Here is a 17,737-nt window from a genome sequence, read left to right as displayed (position 1 = left end):
AACCTTACAAATCCCGTCTTGATGCGGGATTTGTTTATCGATTATTTAATGACTAAATATCAGCAAAATCAGACTTTCTCCATGCTGCAAGATCAATTAGTGAAATTTCCAGATGCTGTATGGGTGCAAATCTATAAAGATAAAATGCAGCTGATGAATATGGATGGCACGATTATACATACCCTGCTACCCGATGTGCCTTATGCCCATCCTCGGAGCATTATTGCGGACTTTGATGCCGCCTCAGGAACACTGAAGCAACTTTTACCCTCATCGGCCATGAAGATGCTATTTGGTTCTATTGCGCTGCTGCAAATTATGGATGTTCCTGAAGATGGTTTAACCGAACTTGAAAAGCGGGCATTACTGGAACTGGGTTATGAAAGTAAGGCACAAAATGTCATCCTGTTTGACCATGCCGGAAATGCCTTGACCAAAGACCGAGTCCCCCCCCAACATCAGATGACGATCATCAAAATTTTGCTGGTGATCATTATTATGGTGGTGTTGGCATCAACCTGGTTTTTGACGCTTTAATTCTTTTAGCCCAAATTAAAAAATCCCGCACTGTGCGGGATTTTTTAATCTCAGCAGCTCAGTATGACCTAGCTGCTTTCTGCCTCAGAACCATCACGACCGTTCATAAGACTGTTTCATCTTCACTTAAAATAATTGAGCAACTGGTCAAAGTGGTCTATTTGATATTTGGGTTGTGCCAGCGCTAACTCTTGCTGACTGCCATAGCCATAGCTCACTGCAATCGAGTCAATGCCATTATGACGTGCGCCAAAAATATCGTATTCACGGTCACCGACCATGATGCAGCCTTCGGCCTTTAAATGTTGCTGTTCTAAAATATACTGAATCAGCTCACCTTTATTGGTTCTGTCACCATTGAGTTCGCTGCCATAAATTTCAGTAAAATACTGAGCCAGATCAAAATGCTCTAAAATCTGTTTGGCATAAACCGTCGGTTTTGCCGTAGCGACAAACAAACGATAACCACGGCGTTTCAGTTCTGCCAACGTTTCTGCCACACCCTCGAAAACGTGATTTTCATATAGGCCTTTCACTGCAAAACGTTCGCGATAAGCCATCAACGCCTGCTCAGCCAGAATATGATCGGTCTCGATATTTAAAAGTTTGGCCAGCGAGGCTTTTAAGGGAGGACCGATAATCCAGTCGATATTGATCTCATCGCTAATCGGATGACCCACCTTTTCCAGACCGTAACGCGCAGACGTGGTGATCCCCACTTTAGGATCAGTTAATGTCCCATCCAGATCAATTAAAATATTCTTAATCACAGCCCATCCCCTCTCATCAGCACCGATATAAATTAATATCGAGAGTTCATTCAAATTTGCCTATACTAATGTAATTTTAGTGAATGAAGGACATCATTTTGCGCCCTACCGTACTTTGCTTTTCCGGTTTAGACCCTTCAGGTGGAGCCGGTCTTCAGGCAGATATTGAAGCCATTGGTCAAAGTGGTGCACATGCAGCAATTGCCTGCACAGCCCTCACCATTCAAAATTCACAGCAGGTTTTTGGTTTTGAAGCGACATCTAAAGAGCTGCTGCTGGCTCAGGCCAATGCCGTGGTGAATGACCTGCCAATTCGCTGTATTAAATCTGGCATGTTAGGCACCACAGAGAATATCGCAGCACTGGCGGAGTTTTTGACTGCACATTCGGACTATCTGTATGTACTCGATCCGGTTCTGGTGGCAAATAGTGGCGGTTCATTGGGCAATCAGGCGACACTGGTCAAAGCATTTACCCAACTAATTCCATTGGCTACCCTTCTAACTCCGAATACGGTTGAACTGCGTGCTTTAACAGGTGAAGAAGACCTACAGCTGGCCACTCAAAAACTATTTGATATGGGTGCACAAGCAGTTCTGGTTAAAGGCGGTCATGAAGATACGCCGGATTATATTCAGAACAGTCTATATATCGCGGGCGAGTTGATTAATGAGACCCGCTGTCCACGTCTGGAGGGTGAATATCATGGTTCGGGTTGTTCACTGGCCAGCTTCATCGCCGGGCGTCTGGCCATGGGTGATCAACTCAAAACGGCGGTACAGCATGCAGAGACCTGGTTGTTTGGAGTATTAAAAATTGCCGACATCCCTGTTCCGAATGGTCAGAGAATTCCAAAACGCTTTTAAGATGATATTTTTTTAAATTCAAAAGCCTGAATGATTCAGGCTTTTTTATAGCGTTTATTTTTATGCAGGATATGACTATTTAAGGGGAATGACTTTGCTCACATAGGTCGGCAAATTCCAGGCACCGCCAGCAAAGCCCTTGCATTGTACAGTTAGGCTACTGAAACTTTTGACAAATGTTTTACCATCCCATGCCCATTCATCCTGACTCAGACAATCACCCAAACCACGTACTTTATGCCCTGAAAATATCTGGCCTTGGCTAAAGGTTTCTCCGGAGGTGGTCACCAGTTGTCTCGGTTGCTTGTTTTGATCCATCAGCCAAAAACCGCTGCCCATATTATAGGCTCCACGCCAGCAAGGGATCTGAATCAGCTGATTTTGAGCATTGATGGGATAAATCGTCATGACATCATCCGGCATAAAATGTTGGCTAAACAGCAAATCGCATTGATCTTCGTTAGTGCTCGCTTGCAGTTTCCGAATCATCTGCTGACTCGCCGCCGTATTCAGTTTCACTTGAGTGATCTTGCCTGACTGATATTTGGGTATCACAATTTGCGGGATCGCTGCGGCTTTGAGTACCGCTTGACTGGATTTTTTCCCAGGCTTGATCAAGGCTGAGGGCGTAGAGAGGCGGCGCTGAAATTCATCCATCTTCAGCAAAACGGCACTGGCTCCGGCTGTCGACAAAGTCCAGCGTGATTGTGCATTCTTAAATATCAGTGGATCCGTGCCTTGAACTGCTTTTAATAAGGCTTGTGTTTGTGTACGACTCAGTTGACCTATCCCTTTCTGATCTAAACGAATAACACCATAGGGCTTGCCCGCGATTTGTAACTGAAGCTGAGCTGTCGATGCTGCAGCTTGCAGGGGTAAAATTTGGACTTTTGCTTGTACCGCACTGGCCGTTCCTGCTGCGCGTGTTAATAAAACCGAAACTGGTCGATCAATCTCCTGATCCGACTGGTAACCTGAAGCGCGGCAGGTGCCGGTATTGTCGCAGGCCATTTCCCAATCTTTATGTGAAAAATGCAGCCCCTGAATGGCAGCAAGACTTAATGAGCTGATACTGGCCAGACCAAATGCGACACTCATTGTTTTGATGCTGTCTATCCATTGTTGTTTCATTATTTAGTCCTTAAATTGTATTCGGCCAGCCTAGTGCGGCTTCCTCACTGGAAGGTTCCAGCCGACCACTTTGACATTCTGCACATTTGGATTCCTCGCTTCCTGCTTCGGGGTATCGATCGAATTTTCTAGCCTGTCAAAGGTCTGAATTGCACCGTCCCACATCCCGGCTCCCTGACGATAGTCTTTGAGTATATTCAGTTTTTGCTGAATGGTGTCCTGATAAAGCATGCCTGTAATCATTTACCAAGATATTGCACTTAATTTTTTAAGCTTATGACTTAACTGACGCTTTTGATCCTGCGCATCTTACGGGTTTCTAGCTGTACCGGTACTGAGGTATGTTGATGCAACAATTGCCATCGTCCCTGCTGCTTGCTGAGACACATACTGACCCGGCACCAACCCAACTGAAAAATTGGCTCAATTACCGCATAATTCACCCGAACATAGCCATCGACCAAGGCTAAATCAGTGCTCACATGAATATTGACCTCTTGACGCTCTATCCGGATTCCTTCAGGTATAAAAGGCCGATATTGCAGCCAGAGCGCCTGATAGGCATCTATGCCTTTTATTTCAGTACTGACATCGATCAGACGGATATCTGGCCGGCATAATTGAATAATATCCTGGATCTCCAGACTGCATATGGCATGGTCCCATTGCTGAAGAAATGCCATGACTTCCTGACTCAGTTGTTCATCCCCAAAAACCTGCATAAAGTCCCCCTCAATCAGGTATTCAGACCTGAAATCGGAATTAAAATTGTCCCAAATTTCTGGTCTTTTGCTTTTCTTATTTTGATTATGCTCAAGCACTATAATTGCCTGGCAATCCCCTTTGTGTTATTCACTGCAATTCATCTGAATATTATTTAAAATATTATTTTGATTTCAATCTTTAAGTTAGGTCCAAAACTTCATGCAATCTGCATAGACATGCCACATTACAGCCCTATCAATCTTTATTTTTATTTAAATCAGGAATAGAGAGTTATCTGAACCCACTTTAAGACTTCTGCGGTATTATTGTAAATGACCAAAAATGTCATTTATAAAAAAATATGTTTATATTTTAATAAGATGAAATGAATTTAGGAATAGTATTCATGTTCGGTCGTCTGATTTATTTTAGACTGAGCACTGGTAGATGCTTTTAATACAATGCTTAAGCTGTCGCGATGCCACACAGCTAAAAGCCAGGATTTAAATCGTGGCTTTGCTATAGGTCTGCTTTGGCATTTCAATAATTTCGACACAGAGCTGAATTTTTAATTCGGGCTGTGGAGCAATAGATTGCTGCATCACCTCAAGCACCAATGCAGAAATCGCCTGACGCACTTCGACACTACGTCCACTCAATAGTGAGACTTTGGCATGTGCATAGGCCTGATCTGTCCGTGGACTCAGTCCAATGACATAATCCTGCTGCATAATCGCACGACTTTTTAAATCATCGGGATCGGTGACATAGCCTGCATTGAACAATGCCTGATGCATGGCCAGCAAGAGCGGCTGAGTCTGGAGCAGATGTTGAAGATTGTCAGAATATTCCAGATGCAGATGTGGCATACGAGTGATCTCGGATCAAAAACGTGAGGATTGGGACTACATAAAAAATAAACGCTGAATTTTAGCAATGAGACGATTTATCCACCGTCTCATGTCCAGTTAAAATTCTAGTCTGATGCCAGATTTAAGCTTTCTTTACATATTCAGATTTTAGCTTCATCGGGCCCATTCCCTCGATTTTACAATCGATATCATGACCATCGGCAGCATCCGGCAATAGGCGGATACTTTTGACTTTGGTACCCACTTTCACCACTGAAGATGAACCTTTGATTTTCAGGTCTTTAATCACTGTCACGCTATCGCCGTCCGCCAGCACATTGCCATGAGCATCCTTAATGATCACTTGTTCTTCAGTAATTTCGCCTTCTTTCCACTCATGTGCACATTCAGGGCAGATCAGTAGATCGCCATCTGCATAGGTATATTCAGATTGGCATTTTGGACAGTTTGGCAGACCCATAAGAACCTCGAAAAAGAGAAAAATTAAATAAATGAAACAAATAAGATCACAGTATAGCATCTTTGCAGAGATGCGCTTTTGAACAGGAGTTTCGTTGAAGGCCAGCTCATAATCATCAAGCATTAATTATCCGGGATATGCGGATTCACCAGCAAGGAAAGTAGCTGGAATGATTCCTGCCAACTTAAGTGACATACCGCAGGCGGCACTAAATCGGGATAGCCGACCTGAATAATATGCAGGCCTGTACCGACTGAAACCTTTTCAAAGATCACAGTGACTTCTATTTCACCTTGCAGATCTGGTGTCGAAAACTGATCGGTATAACGCAGTAACTGATTGGGAATCACCTCATGATAAATCCCATGAAAATGGTGCTGGGTACCAGTGGAAAAATTGGTAAAGGTGGTTTTATAGCTGCCGCCGGGTTTGACTTCCGCATGTTCTACCTTGGCAATAAAACCATGTGGTGCCAACCATTTTGCCAGGGCATCCGGGTGAACAAAAGCACGATACACCCGCTCCGGAGGTGCACTAAACACTCGATGCATTTTTAGAGTGTAACTCATTTTGCCTAGTCCCTTATTGTTATTATGTATTTTTATTGAGGGATATTGCCCTTCTCTTGTATAGACTGACCAGACCAAGCTGAGCATCCATAGAACTGATTTTACGCAATCCTCAATCTGGTATATATAATGACTATGTATCTGTATTAAAGTCCTGACATTCCGATATAACTAAATATAAAGGATAAAAAAACCCGGCAGCACCGGGGTTTTTTTATTTAAATACAGGCACAATCAGCTATTACGTAGACTGCTTTCTTCTTCATCCAGCTCATCATCATAGACATAGGCCATGCAGCCCCAACCATCATATTCACCCTGAAATTCTGCAGCGATTTTGCTGAACCACTGTTCCAGATCCACAATATCCTCGTAGGTTGGTTCCATATAGACATAAATCGTGATAATCCATTCCAGGGTCGCGCTTTCTTCATCCTGAAACAGGCTGATTTTTTGTTCTTCCTTTAAGAGATACAAGGCACAACGATCTGCCTGCTCTTCATCACTAAACACCAGCGAAAATTCGATTTCATGTGCTTCTTGCAGGTCGTCGCCATCCTGATGCATTTGCCACAGTACATTGCCATTTTCATCGTCAGGGAATTGATTGTAATCACGTGACATAGAAGTATCCTTATTATGATGCTGTTTTATTCTGCATCTAAGATTAGCTGATTTTTAGACAATTATCGAGATCCGGACAAAAAATATTATCTTTTAACCATAAATAAACATATGATTTTTATAAATATAAAAATTATCTGTCAAATGGGTATTTCTTAAATATTTATAGCCTATCACGTCCGGGAATATCGGTCTTTCGCTAAAACCCTATTCGTTATCAGCTACCATCAAGACTGAGTACTTTTGATGCATATCAAAACTATACGGTCTCTGGATGCCGGCCTTCTTGTTTCATGTGCACAACCAGCGCAGCAAACTTTAATTCCTCTAAACGTAAATCCAGATAGGATGACTGAATCGTGGCCTGACTCAGTTGCTGTCCGGTATAATTCAGCAGGACATAATCATCCCTTAAGGCTTGCAACATCTGTCCCAAATTTTCTCTGTTTAATTGAGCAAGATATAAATCTGCCTTGCTATTAAAGGCCAAACTAAAGATTTCAATGATACTTCTACGGCGGCCGTCATCGATATAATTACAACTGGCGATCTGCTGTGTTGCTATGGCCTGCTGAATTTTTTCACGCACATCGAGCAGATGCCGAGCCGCATCCGTTTCACTATATCCTGCGATCAGCTGTTGTAAAAGTTGCGGTACTGGCAGACATAAACCGTAATGCTTGGCCTGGATTTTATGTTCCAGGGCATTCACTACGTCCTCTAAGTACTGCTGTTGCTTGGCCTGTTGATAATAACCCGCTAAACTTTTTCTGGCCTGCTGTTCAACTTCGACTAAGGCTTTCGCTTGAAACTGGGCGAGATAGTCTTTCACGCTTTCAATATAAGCCTTGAGATCATCAATCATGATCGAAGCATCCAGTTTGGTCACTTCAACAAAATTTTCGGCCTGCAAAGTCCGGTTGATAATATATTGTTCGATATCACAGATATCCTGATATTTTTTATATTTATTCAGCGTAGTCGTTAAACTGCCATGCTGTACCCGCAGTTGGGTCACGTCATAATTCAGTTCATCGACTTGAGCGTCATAATCTGCCAGTCTGCTGCGTGAATGATCCAGATTTTCCTGTAAAAACCGGATATTGCTGCGTAATGAAGCCTGGATCTTCAAGCTCCAGAGCAAGGCACATAATAAAATACTCGCGAGAACGAAAAAAGCCATACTGAGCATTGTTCTGTCCTTTAACCCCGGGCATTGCCCTAAAACATCAAATTAAAAATTTATTATAAAGTACTGGTTAATTTTGCATCACTTTGACCAGATAATCAAAGCCATTAATCGCCACTAAGTCTTTCATTCATTTTATTTTTCTATAATTTTTTATGTGCAAGTCATACATCATGAATTGATTTGCAGCTTAAATCAAAACGATCCTGAAACAGCTAACAATATTTTTTATATCAAAGGATATAATTTAAAAGTTTAAAATTAATGACAGTAAAATTAAAAAACCAATAGAAATAAAGATATCAAGCTTATAACAGCAGATAAAGACAATAAAAATTCCTAAACTCATCATCAAGATATGCAGCCAGCATTCACCTGTATGTTTTCTGCCAACAGCAGATTGAGCAATGCATAAGTATTAGATTTCAAATAAAAAACATGAAAAACCATTAATTTTCAGAGCATTGACTGAAATAAATTCTCACAATTTTTAATTTAAGCGGTTCAGTTTAAGGGCAAATACCATTTTTAATGATTACAAAAAATAGAACTAATTTGACTGGATACCATTGTTTTTATGATCCAAATCAAAACGGGACTACGACTTCAATTTCAACTGGAACACCACTCAGCGGCTGGCTAAAAGCCAGATAATTGGCATGCAAAGCCATACGATTTAAAGGACTGCGCTGTGGTTCTGGATGATAGATTTTATCGCCAGTAATGGGATGACCCAGATGTAGCATATGCACGCGTAGCTGATGGGAACGACCAGTAATGGGAGTCAGCAACACTCGGCTAATGTCTTGCCGGGGTAGATATTCTAATGCCTGATACAAGGTTTTGGCGGCCTTGCCCAGTTCAAAATGCACCATCTGACGCGGACGGTTTTCCCAGTCAGTAATCAAAGGCACTTCGACGCTGCCCTCACCTTCGAGTTTACCTTGTACCAGCGCGACATAATTTTTATGCACCATCCGTGCCTGAAACATTTTACTCACCGCCACTTCTGCATCGCGGTGTTTGGCGAACATCAAAATACCTGAAGTGGCCATATCCAGACGATGGGTAATTTTGGCCTGCGGATATTTATCCAACACACGTAAATAGGCACTGTCATGATGCTCAGGTAAACGCCCGGGAACCGACAATAATCCGGCCGGCTTTTCAATCACCACCAGATCATCATCTTCATAAACAATATGTAACGGCTCTTGCGGTGGGCAATAGACAAAGTCGGGGTTGATGGGCATTTTAGGAATACAGCATCTGGAACAATGCGCGCAAAATAACAAGCTGTATTTAGCCTGTCAATCACCGCGCATAGCCAGATAAATTAATCTGCCAGATAATAATCCACCGTCGAGACCACACGGACTTTTTTCAAATAGGGGGTATTGCTGTCGCGATCTTCGATACTAAACATGCCCTGATTGGCGGACTTGATTTTCCCCAGACTGCTTTTTGAATCTGCGGCAAATTTTTCTGCCACACTGCGGGCATTTTCGGTGGCTTGTTCAATCATCGCCGGCTTAATGTCATTCAACTTAGTAAATAAATATTCGGTTCTTTGTCCGGAATCATCTCCAGCAAAAGCAATTCCTTTTCTACCCAAAGCCATCAGACGGCTTTGTGCCGCTCGTACTGCATCTATTTTGGGGGTATAGACCGTAATGGTCTGGCTGGCAGTATAACGCAGCGCGACATTGGCATCACCGCCGTATTGCTGCGCGTATTTATCGGTAATACTCGGTGAAGCACTGGTAATTTCTTCCACGCTAAAACCTTCATTTTTTAAAAAGGTCTGAATTTCCTGGGTATTGTTTTGCATGGTATCGTACAACTCGGCCAGATCCTGACTGCCGGCATTAAAGCGAATGGGCCATACCGCCACGTCCGCTTTGACTTCACGTTCTGACAAACCTTTGACCGAAACTATGCGTTCATACTGTTTGATTTTCAGCGCACTATTGCCCAGAATCCATCCTGCAATAATCATCCCCAAGCCAATTAGCGCACCTAAAATCAGTGCTGGTTTGAATTGATTCATCCGTTTCAACTCCTTTGAAATGTTTCTGTTTCTTGTTAATCCTGCCACGCGAACTAGCAACGATAAATCATATGGATCAAACCGTATTCTGATCAGTCAACGATTCAATCACAACTCAATACTTAGCTTGGTTTCATCAGATAAATTGCAATCAACGGCGACAGGTTAAATAAAAAAATTCCAATTTTATACAGTGCCATACCCGAATAATGAATCACATCAAAACTACTGTCTGAAAGATGAAACCATTTTCCATGCACCTGTTTCATCCAGTCTCGGGCAAAGACAAACACCATAAACCAGATCATCAGAATGACATAATTGATAAGTGTGCAAAACAGTAAAAAACGCCAGCAGAGATCAAGGTTCATGCTGCTTCCCCTAAGGGCTATGAATGATTTTAAAATAGCAGATCAAAGGGAAAATTGAAGGATTGATTTGTATCTAGGCAGGTTTAAAGTTGATATTAAGATTTTGATTTATCGTTATTTTAATTTTTATTCTTTAGTCTTGTAGAGAATTTTTTAGGGTGTTGGGAAAACATCTAATGGTTTACTTCAACTATCATGCTTGGTAAGACATAATCTTATAGCCTATAAACTTTTGGTCTATAGCGTCCTAAGCCGAATCGAGACCTTTTGGGTTCGTACTGCACTCGCGTTTTGCGCCGCTCGCAGCATGCTACTCTTTCCGATCCCATCACACCCTTGAGATATATAGTAGCGAAGACCCTGTGGGATTAATTTCCTATGTTTTTTTAATTTTCGATAATTTTGAAAATTTATTTCGCCATTAACCCCAACAAAGAAAAATAAATTCCATTTCTTATTATTTACGCTTTTTTATTCGATAAAAATGAGCTTTATTGCAATTTATATTCAGGTCATATTTACACTCTTATTGAAAAAAAGTGCCTTGAATCCATTGAGCACTAAACCACCATGCACTGATTGCTGACATTCCACAAAGCAAATTCGCCAGCACCTTGTTGAGTCGAGTCAGTTCAGAATGATAAATCTTCAGATTAAGCAGATAAGCGATCACCGCGTAAACCAAGCCAATCGCGCCCCCAAAAAGAATCAGAATCAGTGGCCATCCGGAATAAAAATGGGCTTTTTTATTTAATTTGCCTGATTCTGGTGCATTTTCAACGATATTCATCGGATTCCCCTCTCCTTATGATCAACTATTGCATCATTTCAGAATATCTTGATAACCAATTTGATGCGGTTGGATATATATCATTGAATTTGCAAATTTTAAGCCAAGTCCAAATTATTATTAAAGATTTACAAGTTGTTAAAGACAAAAGCTTTTCGGAAGGGTTTAGATTGATGGCAGTCAAAAATCCTGATGTTGAAATCCTACAGCTCCATTCAGGAATGAAGCTGTAGTCCGTAAGATGAGAAGTATTGATGAAATCATTGCTTATGCCTGACAGCAGTTTGGACATGCTGTCACTTTCTCACGAGGCCAGTTCATTCGCGCACGTTTGTAGGCCAAGTCATAATTGGCAAAGTAGCCAATCAGGATTTGTGCATTGACTTCAGGTAAATTTGTACAGCCTAGTGATGCATTGTGGATATGATGCCCACCATCTTGTTGCTGATTTTCATCGATGATAAATTTCAACATTTCCATTTTCATCTCCCCAAATTGTTTATTTTTATAAGTTGGTATTTAAAGGCATAATTATTTTATGTCTTTAATTCCATATTAAAATTATGCCTTTATTGGGTGAAAATCAACCATTTTTAAAACTTTTATTTTAAAAAAATTTCTAATTTTTCGAATAGATTCAACACCAGACTTTGCTTAGATGCATTACAACGGCGTTTCAGTTGTAGCTGTTTTTCGTTTTTCACGTGCCCAACGTACCATCCAGATAATGACCAATATCACTAAAAATACAACAAGGAATGGCAACATAAATGACAAGATTGAAAGCACCACTGCACCAATCCATTCACCTGTACTCACCACCGGGTTTGCCACCCCACCTGTTGTGAGTGTCGAAGCACCACGTAATGCGACTGTACTCAATTGGACTGCACTAGCTGTACCACCACCGACGATAATCGCGGATGCCCAAGTGGCAAATTGGGACATTTCACCTGAACTGACAGCCAGAGTGGACAGTGTGCCTGCAATCATTGCCGCAGGCGTGGCTATACTATCTAATGCGTTATCTACCCACGGAATGTAGTACGCGCCAATTTCACAGATTGTGGCAAAGCCAAGTGCGACACATACAGCGGGTATAGAAAGCCATTCAAAGCCTTTCATCGGCTCAAACCAACCGAAAATGGCGGCAACACTCATCACTAACAGCGGCACGAAGACGCGAAAACCGCAGGCTGCGCTAAGTCCAATGCCAATACATAAGCCAAGTATGGTTTCCATGTGAAGCTCCAGAAGCTGAATGTTTTACTTTTTATAAGCTAACAAAAAAGCCCTATCGAGTAATAGGGCTTTCATTCAAAACAGAGGATATCTGTTTGAGTTGGTTTGCTTAGGCATTCTTATTGTTAAATTGATTGCCTTGGCATTTGGTACACGGTGGTAAACGATCAGTACCAATTTCTAAGTAGGTGCGGTGGCCGCATTGAACACAAAAATAGAAGCCTGTTCCGGGTTTTTCGCCAGCAGTAACCATCTTTGTTCTCCATGGTTTTAGAAATGGTCTATCTAGTATAACCCTCTAGTGATGAATGTCTATTGTCCATTTTTGTAAATGATGATGGCATTTGGGCGAAGTGATTCTTTTAATATTAAAAAAATTTAACCTCAGCTTCTTAACCACTGAACCAAATCATTAATTCCCTCATGATCTCTACAAGCAGCAGGAAAACCATTATTGTTAGCATCTTGCTTAAATCTAGCCCATTCACTTTCAGTTTTATTTACTGTTCCTAAATGTGCTTCAATCGCACCTTTTTTCCAAATCCAAATACCTTGAGCTTTCATCTTATTATGCAGAGATTCAATGAAAGGAACTGCATCTGTTTCTAGAGCTAATATTTCAAAAGCTTTCGCAGCAGAAATATTCTGATTCTTTTGTGGTAGTCCTGTACTAGGATTTAATGAAATCCCATTTATGGGTGCAATCCTTTGTAAAATTGCTTTGATGTTTAAAACATCACTATCAGTTGGCAAGAGAAAATTATGGCTAATGGCTCCGTTAAAACAATAGTCAAGATCACATATGGCTTTCGTAGGTAAATCCATCTCAGCTAAAATAGCCAAAGATTTTTGCGTATCATTAACACCACTTTGCGCAACTAATGCATGCTTCTCTTGCCCCATCGTTAGACCAGCAATACCTCTAAATAAAAATGGTAATAAACGAAGTTCGGTCTTACCCTCTGTCAAAACAACGTTTTCAGCAAAAAGTAATTGAGTAGAATGAGTTAAGTTAAATAGCTGTTCCATCTGATGTGTTGAGTTTGGAACAACAGCTTGAATTGCATCTACTAAACGTTTTCTAGAATACGTTCCTATATTCTGATCTTTCCGGATCAATAAAGTAGTTTCTGCTCCTTCTGCGGTTATCATTTGAGCTGAATGTGTTGAAATTACTACTTGATAACCATTTTGAGATAATGCAACCAAGGCTTCTCTCACTTGTTCTATTGCGAAGGGATGTAAATATAATTCAGGCTCATCGATTAATAATAGAGTTGTAGAAATTTGATGATTATTCTGCCGTTTTATTTCAGCTAAATATTGAACTAATGCCATTTGAATTGAACGTTGTGCACCATGACCATATGATGAAAAATCCCGATCGCATCCTTGCCCTTCAACAACTTTTAATGTTCCTGCCTTTATTAAATCATCAATTGAAGGTGTTTCAAAATGGACCTTTACACTCATTCCAGGAAAAAGATTATTAACTTTTCCATTCACACCCTGATCTATACTAGCTAACTCTCCAAATCGTTGAGTACCATTACAAGAAATTCTAGATGTTATTTCTGACAAATGTTGATTTAACTCTACTTCATGGGCTATTTTTACAGGTTCTAAAAATTCTGCTAATAATTTTCCGATAGTAGTAGTCGTTTTGGCTTTAGATGCATCCTCAGCTGCATTTTCCATAGCACCTATTCTAATTGGTTCAGGTAGTAAAACATTAATCGCATTATCAAGCCCCGTCGGGTTTGGAAACCAATCACTAGCTGCAGTATCCCAAACCGAAAGTTTAACCTCCGCTACCTTAGCATTCGGTCGCTCTTGTAGACGTCGAATTTTAAGCTGTTCATTTATGACATAGCGTTCAATTGAAGTTCTTTGGTTTTGAGGCAATTGATCAAGCAATTCCTGAGAAATCCCCTCTATCATTGCTATAACTTCTATTGGCTGAGATACATCATAGAAATCTTTTTCTGAGAGACTAACTTTTCTTATAAGCCATTGAATTGCAGATAAACAGTTTGACTTTCCGGCATTATTGTATCCAACCAAAGGAGTGAAATCTGACAACATCAACTTGGTATCAATACATGATTTAAAATTTTTAATTGTTACCTCTGTTATTTTATGCATTTTTATTTCCCCATAAAAAATTAAAACCCCACTTCACAGTAGGGTCTTTTTTAAACAATATCAAATACTTTTAGAACAAAATTTAAACCACATTCCCTTCCAAGAAGTCCTGTGCAAAGCGCTGTAATACTCCACCCGCTTCATAAACAGACACTTCTTCTTCCGTATCCAGACGACAGGTCACAGGCACTTCAACAATCTGATTCTTACCATCATCTGTTGAACGCTCAATCACTAAGGTCAAGGTCGAACGTGGTGCAATGTTACCAATCACGCTATATAGCTCAGTACCATCCAGACCTAAAGTCTTACGGTCTGTACCCGGCTTAAACTCAAGTGGCAACACACCCATACCCACCAGGTTGGTACGGTGAATACGCTCAAAACCTTCTGCCACAATCGCTTCTACACCTGCCAGACGCACACCTTTCGCCGCCCAGTCACGACTCGAACCCTGACCATAGTCTTTACCTGCAATAATAATTAGCGGTTGCTTACGGTTCATGTAGGTTTCAATCGCTTCCCACATCCGCATCACTTCGCCTTCAGGCTCCACACGTGCTTTCGAACCCTGCTTGATGCTGCCGTCTGAACGCACCACCATTTCATTAAACAGTTTCGGGTTGGCAAATGTTGCACGTTGTGTGGTCAGGTGATCACCACGATGCGTTGCATAAGAGTTAAAGTCTTCCTCAGGCACGCCCATTTTTTTCAGGTATTCGCCTGAAGCACTGTCGAGCACAATCGCATTGGATGGTGACAAATGATCGGTGGTGATGTTATCACCCAAGATCGCCAGTGGACGCATATTGGCTAAGGTACGTGGTGCAGCGAGGGCACCTTCCCAATACGGCGGACGGCGGATATAGGTACTTTGCGGACGCCAGTCATATAGCGGGCTTGCTGCCTTTTCATTCACACCCAAATCAAACATCGGAATATAGATTTGACGGAACTGTTCCGGCTTCACTGCTTCTTTGACCAGTGCATCAATTTCTTCATCCGATGGCCAGATGTCTTTTAGATAAATCGGGTTGCCATCTTTGTCATTACCAAGTGAATCCGTTTCGATATCAAAACGAATCGTACCGGCAATCGCATACGCCACCACCAGTGGTGGCGATGCCAGAAAAGCCTGCTTCGCATAAGGATGGATACGGCCATCGAAATTACGGTTGCCCGACAATACCGCTGTGGCATACAGGTCACGGTCAATAATTTCTTGCTGAATTTTTGGATCTAGTGCGCCCGACATGCCGTTACAAGTGGTGCAGGCATAAGCCACGATCCCAAAACCCAGTTTTTCTAAATCTTTGAGTACGCCAGCTTCTTCAAGATATAACGCTGCTGCTTTAGAACCCGGTGCAAAAGAAGATTTCACCCAAGGCTTACGGACTAAACCGAGTTCATTGGCCTTACGCGCCAGCAAACCTGCCGCCACGGTATTTCGCGGGTTTGAGGTATTGGTACAAGACGTAATCGCCGCGATAATCACCGCGCCATCTGGCATTAAACCTTCAGCTTCTTGCGCACGTGCAGCCTCTAGATTACCTGCAATGCCTTTTTCTTTTAAGTCAGATGTCGAGACACGAGCATGCGGATTGGATGGGCCAGCAATGTTACGGGTTACTGTTGAAAGATCAAAACGCAATACACGTGGATATTGTGCCTGAGTCATATCCGATGCCCACAGACCAATCTCTTTGGCATAAGTTTCAACCAGTTTGACTTGCTCTGCTTCACGACCAGTTAAAGTCAGATAATCAATGGTGTTCTGATCGATATAGAACATCGCAGCGGTTGCACCGTATTCCGGGGTCATGTTGGAAATCGTGGCACGATCACCCACTGACATGCTGTCTGCACCTTCACCGAAGAATTCTAAGTATGCCCCGACCACACGTTCTTTACGCAGGAATTCTGTCAGTGCGAGCACAATATCGGTTGCGGTAATGCCCGGCTGACGCTGACCAACAAACTCCACCCCAATAATATCTGGCAGACGCATCCAAGACGCACGCCCCAGCATCACGTTTTCGGCTTCGAGTCCACCAACACCAATCGAGATCACGCCAAGCGCATCAGTATGTGGGGTATGTGAATCTGTACCGACACAGGTATCTGGGAATGCCAGGCCATCACGGTTTTGAATCACCGGAGACATTTTCTCCAGGTTGATCTGGTGCATGATGCCATTACCGGCAGGAATCACATCGACATTTTCAAAGGCAGTTTTGGTCCATTCAATAAAATGGAAACGATCTTCATTACGACGGTCTTCAATGGCACGGTTTTTCTCAAAAGCATCCGGATCAAAACCACCAAACTCAACCGCCAGTGAATGATCGACAATCAGCTGGGTCGGTACCACTGGATTGACTTTAGCCGGGTCACCGCCCTGTTCTGCAATTGCATCACGTAAGCCGGCAAGATCGACCAAAGCTGTTTGTCCCAAGATATCGTGACAGACCACACGTGCCGGATACCATGGAAAATCATGTTCCTGTTTACGCTCAATCAGCTGGCGCAAAGACTGTTCTAAAATGGCAGGATCACAACGACGAACCAGCTGCTCAGCAAGCACTTTGGAGGTATAAGGAAGTTTGGCATATGCGCCTGGCTGAATATCTTCTACGGCCTGACGCACGTCATAATATTCCAGCTGGGTGGATTGCAGCGGTTTACGGTAGTTGTTGTTCATAGCTTGCCTGCCCTCGTTTATTACTCTTTTTTGCACATCAAAATTTATTGATGACTTGTTTTTAATCAAGGCATTGTACGCTGCCGAAAGTCCATTTCCCAAATCTTATAATTTTCAATAGTTTAATTATAGAAATCGGTCTATTTTAATCAATTTGTTATCTGGCCTTTAGAATTTTGGCTCTAAACTTCTATTTTTTTGAAAAATCGTAGAAAATTCATCTCATTCTTTAGTATGAGACACTCACAACAGCATAAAAAATAATCAACATATAGGCGCAATAAACAGGCTTTATTTCATATTCATGCAACTTTTATGAGCTGTATTTTAAGCAGCGAATAGACCCTATAACCGATTAAAAGCCAACTATTAAAAGCCAAATAAGTCTCTTCTCTTACATTTAGGTCTTTATATGCAAGCGGCTTGTTGATAAAAACTGGATATTAAGCATATCTTCAAAACATCCTTATACAATAATTCCGAAAATCATCGTATTTCAGCGATAGAACCATTTAAAAGCTGTGTCCTGATTCAATTCCATAATTTTCGTAAGACTTTCTTACAAATTTTACAACTATTTTAATATGTTAGGACTTACGCATTGACGGATTCAAAAAAGTATTAAAATACTTTATAAAGTATCTGTGATCAGACGAATTAAACATGCTTCTACAGCAACTTGTACATTACCCATTTATATGGGCTTTCTCATGAC

20 protein-coding genes are annotated in these 17,737 nt (G+C 41.6%); 2 read left to right on the top strand and 18 right to left on the bottom strand.

Going from position 1 to position 17,737, the window contains the following annotated elements; genetic code table 11:
• Nucleotides 1–21: 21 nt before the first annotated feature.
• Nucleotides 22–537, top strand: a complete 516-nt coding sequence (locus FTU87_RS07405) for a hypothetical protein (protein WP_180096917.1) — start codon at nt 22–24, stop codon at nt 535–537.
• A gap of 122 nt (nt 538–659) precedes the next feature.
• Here the strand turns inward: FTU87_RS07405 and FTU87_RS07400 are convergent, their stop codons facing one another.
• Complete coding sequence (locus FTU87_RS07400) at nt 660–1,307, bottom strand: HAD-IA family hydrolase (RefSeq protein ID WP_100329157.1); 648 nt, start codon at nt 1,305–1,307, stop codon at nt 660–662.
• 98 nt (nt 1,308–1,405) lie between these two features.
• On the opposite strand from FTU87_RS07400, the gene FTU87_RS07395 reads away from it, so the two are divergent.
• Nucleotides 1,406–2,173, top strand: coding sequence for a hydroxymethylpyrimidine/phosphomethylpyrimidine kinase (locus tag FTU87_RS07395; protein WP_180096916.1), 768 nt, complete (start codon nt 1,406–1,408; stop codon nt 2,171–2,173).
• Between the two features lie 75 nt (nt 2,174–2,248).
• On the opposite strand, the gene FTU87_RS07390 is transcribed toward FTU87_RS07395, so the two are convergent.
• The 17 genes from FTU87_RS07390 to acnD all read right to left on the bottom strand — a co-directional run bounded on the left by FTU87_RS07390 (nt 2,249) and on the right by acnD (nt 17,022).
• Nucleotides 2,249–3,304: a DUF1176 domain-containing protein gene (locus tag FTU87_RS07390; RefSeq protein ID WP_180096915.1), complete on the bottom strand. Its 1,056-nt coding sequence runs from the start codon at nt 3,302–3,304 to the stop codon at nt 2,249–2,251.
• Between the two features lie 30 nt (nt 3,305–3,334).
• On the bottom strand, nt 3,335–3,535 hold the full coding sequence (locus tag FTU87_RS07385; RefSeq protein WP_244881220.1) for a hypothetical protein: 201 nt from the start codon (nt 3,533–3,535) through the stop codon (nt 3,335–3,337).
• Nucleotides 3,536–3,585: 50 nt separating this feature from the next.
• Nucleotides 3,586–4,026, bottom strand: coding sequence for a nuclear transport factor 2 family protein (locus FTU87_RS07380; RefSeq protein WP_180096914.1), 441 nt, complete (start codon nt 4,024–4,026; stop codon nt 3,586–3,588).
• Between the two features lie 486 nt (nt 4,027–4,512).
• Nucleotides 4,513–4,878: a 5-carboxymethyl-2-hydroxymuconate Delta-isomerase gene (locus FTU87_RS07375; protein ID WP_005169568.1), complete on the bottom strand. Its 366-nt coding sequence runs from the start codon at nt 4,876–4,878 to the stop codon at nt 4,513–4,515.
• Between the two features lie 124 nt (nt 4,879–5,002).
• Complete coding sequence (locus tag FTU87_RS07370) at nt 5,003–5,341, bottom strand: zinc ribbon domain-containing protein YjdM (RefSeq protein WP_005097964.1); 339 nt, start codon at nt 5,339–5,341, stop codon at nt 5,003–5,005.
• Nucleotides 5,342–5,463: 122 nt separating this feature from the next.
• Complete coding sequence (locus tag FTU87_RS07365) at nt 5,464–5,910, bottom strand: SRPBCC domain-containing protein (protein ID WP_005169565.1); 447 nt, start codon at nt 5,908–5,910, stop codon at nt 5,464–5,466.
• Nucleotides 5,911–6,144: 234 nt separating this feature from the next.
• Nucleotides 6,145–6,534 (bottom strand): ribonuclease E inhibitor RraB, encoded by a 390-nt coding sequence (locus tag FTU87_RS07360; RefSeq protein ID WP_005097967.1) that lies wholly within the window; start codon nt 6,532–6,534, stop codon nt 6,145–6,147.
• Nucleotides 6,535–6,793: 259 nt separating this feature from the next.
• Nucleotides 6,794–7,726, bottom strand: coding sequence for a DUF4041 domain-containing protein (locus FTU87_RS07355; protein ID WP_180096913.1), 933 nt, complete (start codon nt 7,724–7,726; stop codon nt 6,794–6,796).
• 584 nt (nt 7,727–8,310) lie between these two features.
• Nucleotides 8,311–8,976 (bottom strand): pseudouridine synthase, encoded by a 666-nt coding sequence (locus FTU87_RS07350; protein WP_180096912.1) that lies wholly within the window; start codon nt 8,974–8,976, stop codon nt 8,311–8,313.
• A gap of 83 nt (nt 8,977–9,059) precedes the next feature.
• Entirely contained in the window at nt 9,060–9,773 is a 714-nt protein-coding gene (locus tag FTU87_RS07345; RefSeq protein ID WP_180096911.1) for an SIMPL domain-containing protein, read from the bottom strand.
• 122 nt (nt 9,774–9,895) lie between these two features.
• Nucleotides 9,896–10,144, bottom strand: coding sequence for a DUF6868 family protein (locus FTU87_RS07340; RefSeq protein WP_180096910.1), 249 nt, complete (start codon nt 10,142–10,144; stop codon nt 9,896–9,898).
• A gap of 526 nt (nt 10,145–10,670) precedes the next feature.
• Nucleotides 10,671–10,934 (bottom strand): hypothetical protein, encoded by a 264-nt coding sequence (locus tag FTU87_RS07335; protein WP_180096909.1) that lies wholly within the window; start codon nt 10,932–10,934, stop codon nt 10,671–10,673.
• Between the two features lie 267 nt (nt 10,935–11,201).
• Nucleotides 11,202–11,408, bottom strand: coding sequence for a hypothetical protein (locus FTU87_RS07330; RefSeq protein ID WP_180096944.1), 207 nt, complete (start codon nt 11,406–11,408; stop codon nt 11,202–11,204).
• Between the two features lie 189 nt (nt 11,409–11,597).
• Nucleotides 11,598–12,176, bottom strand: coding sequence for a DUF4126 domain-containing protein (locus tag FTU87_RS07325; protein ID WP_180096908.1), 579 nt, complete (start codon nt 12,174–12,176; stop codon nt 11,598–11,600).
• Nucleotides 12,177–12,285: 109 nt separating this feature from the next.
• Entirely contained in the window at nt 12,286–12,429 is a 144-nt protein-coding gene (locus FTU87_RS07320; RefSeq protein ID WP_004645925.1) for a zinc ribbon-containing protein, read from the bottom strand.
• Between the two features lie 131 nt (nt 12,430–12,560).
• Nucleotides 12,561–14,321 (bottom strand): ATP-dependent endonuclease, encoded by a 1,761-nt coding sequence (locus FTU87_RS07315; protein ID WP_180096907.1) that lies wholly within the window; start codon nt 14,319–14,321, stop codon nt 12,561–12,563.
• A gap of 82 nt (nt 14,322–14,403) precedes the next feature.
• Complete coding sequence (gene acnD / locus FTU87_RS07310; protein ID WP_180096906.1) at nt 14,404–17,022, bottom strand: Fe/S-dependent 2-methylisocitrate dehydratase AcnD; 2,619 nt, start codon at nt 17,020–17,022, stop codon at nt 14,404–14,406.
• Nucleotides 17,023–17,737: the final 715 nt, after the last annotated feature.

The organism is Acinetobacter sp. YH12156 (assembly GCF_013418235.1).
GTDB lineage: Bacteria > Pseudomonadota > Gammaproteobacteria > Pseudomonadales > Moraxellaceae > Acinetobacter > Acinetobacter pseudolwoffii.
Note: the sequence above shows the minus strand (reverse complement) of the source record. Positions and strands in the feature narration are given on the sequence as shown.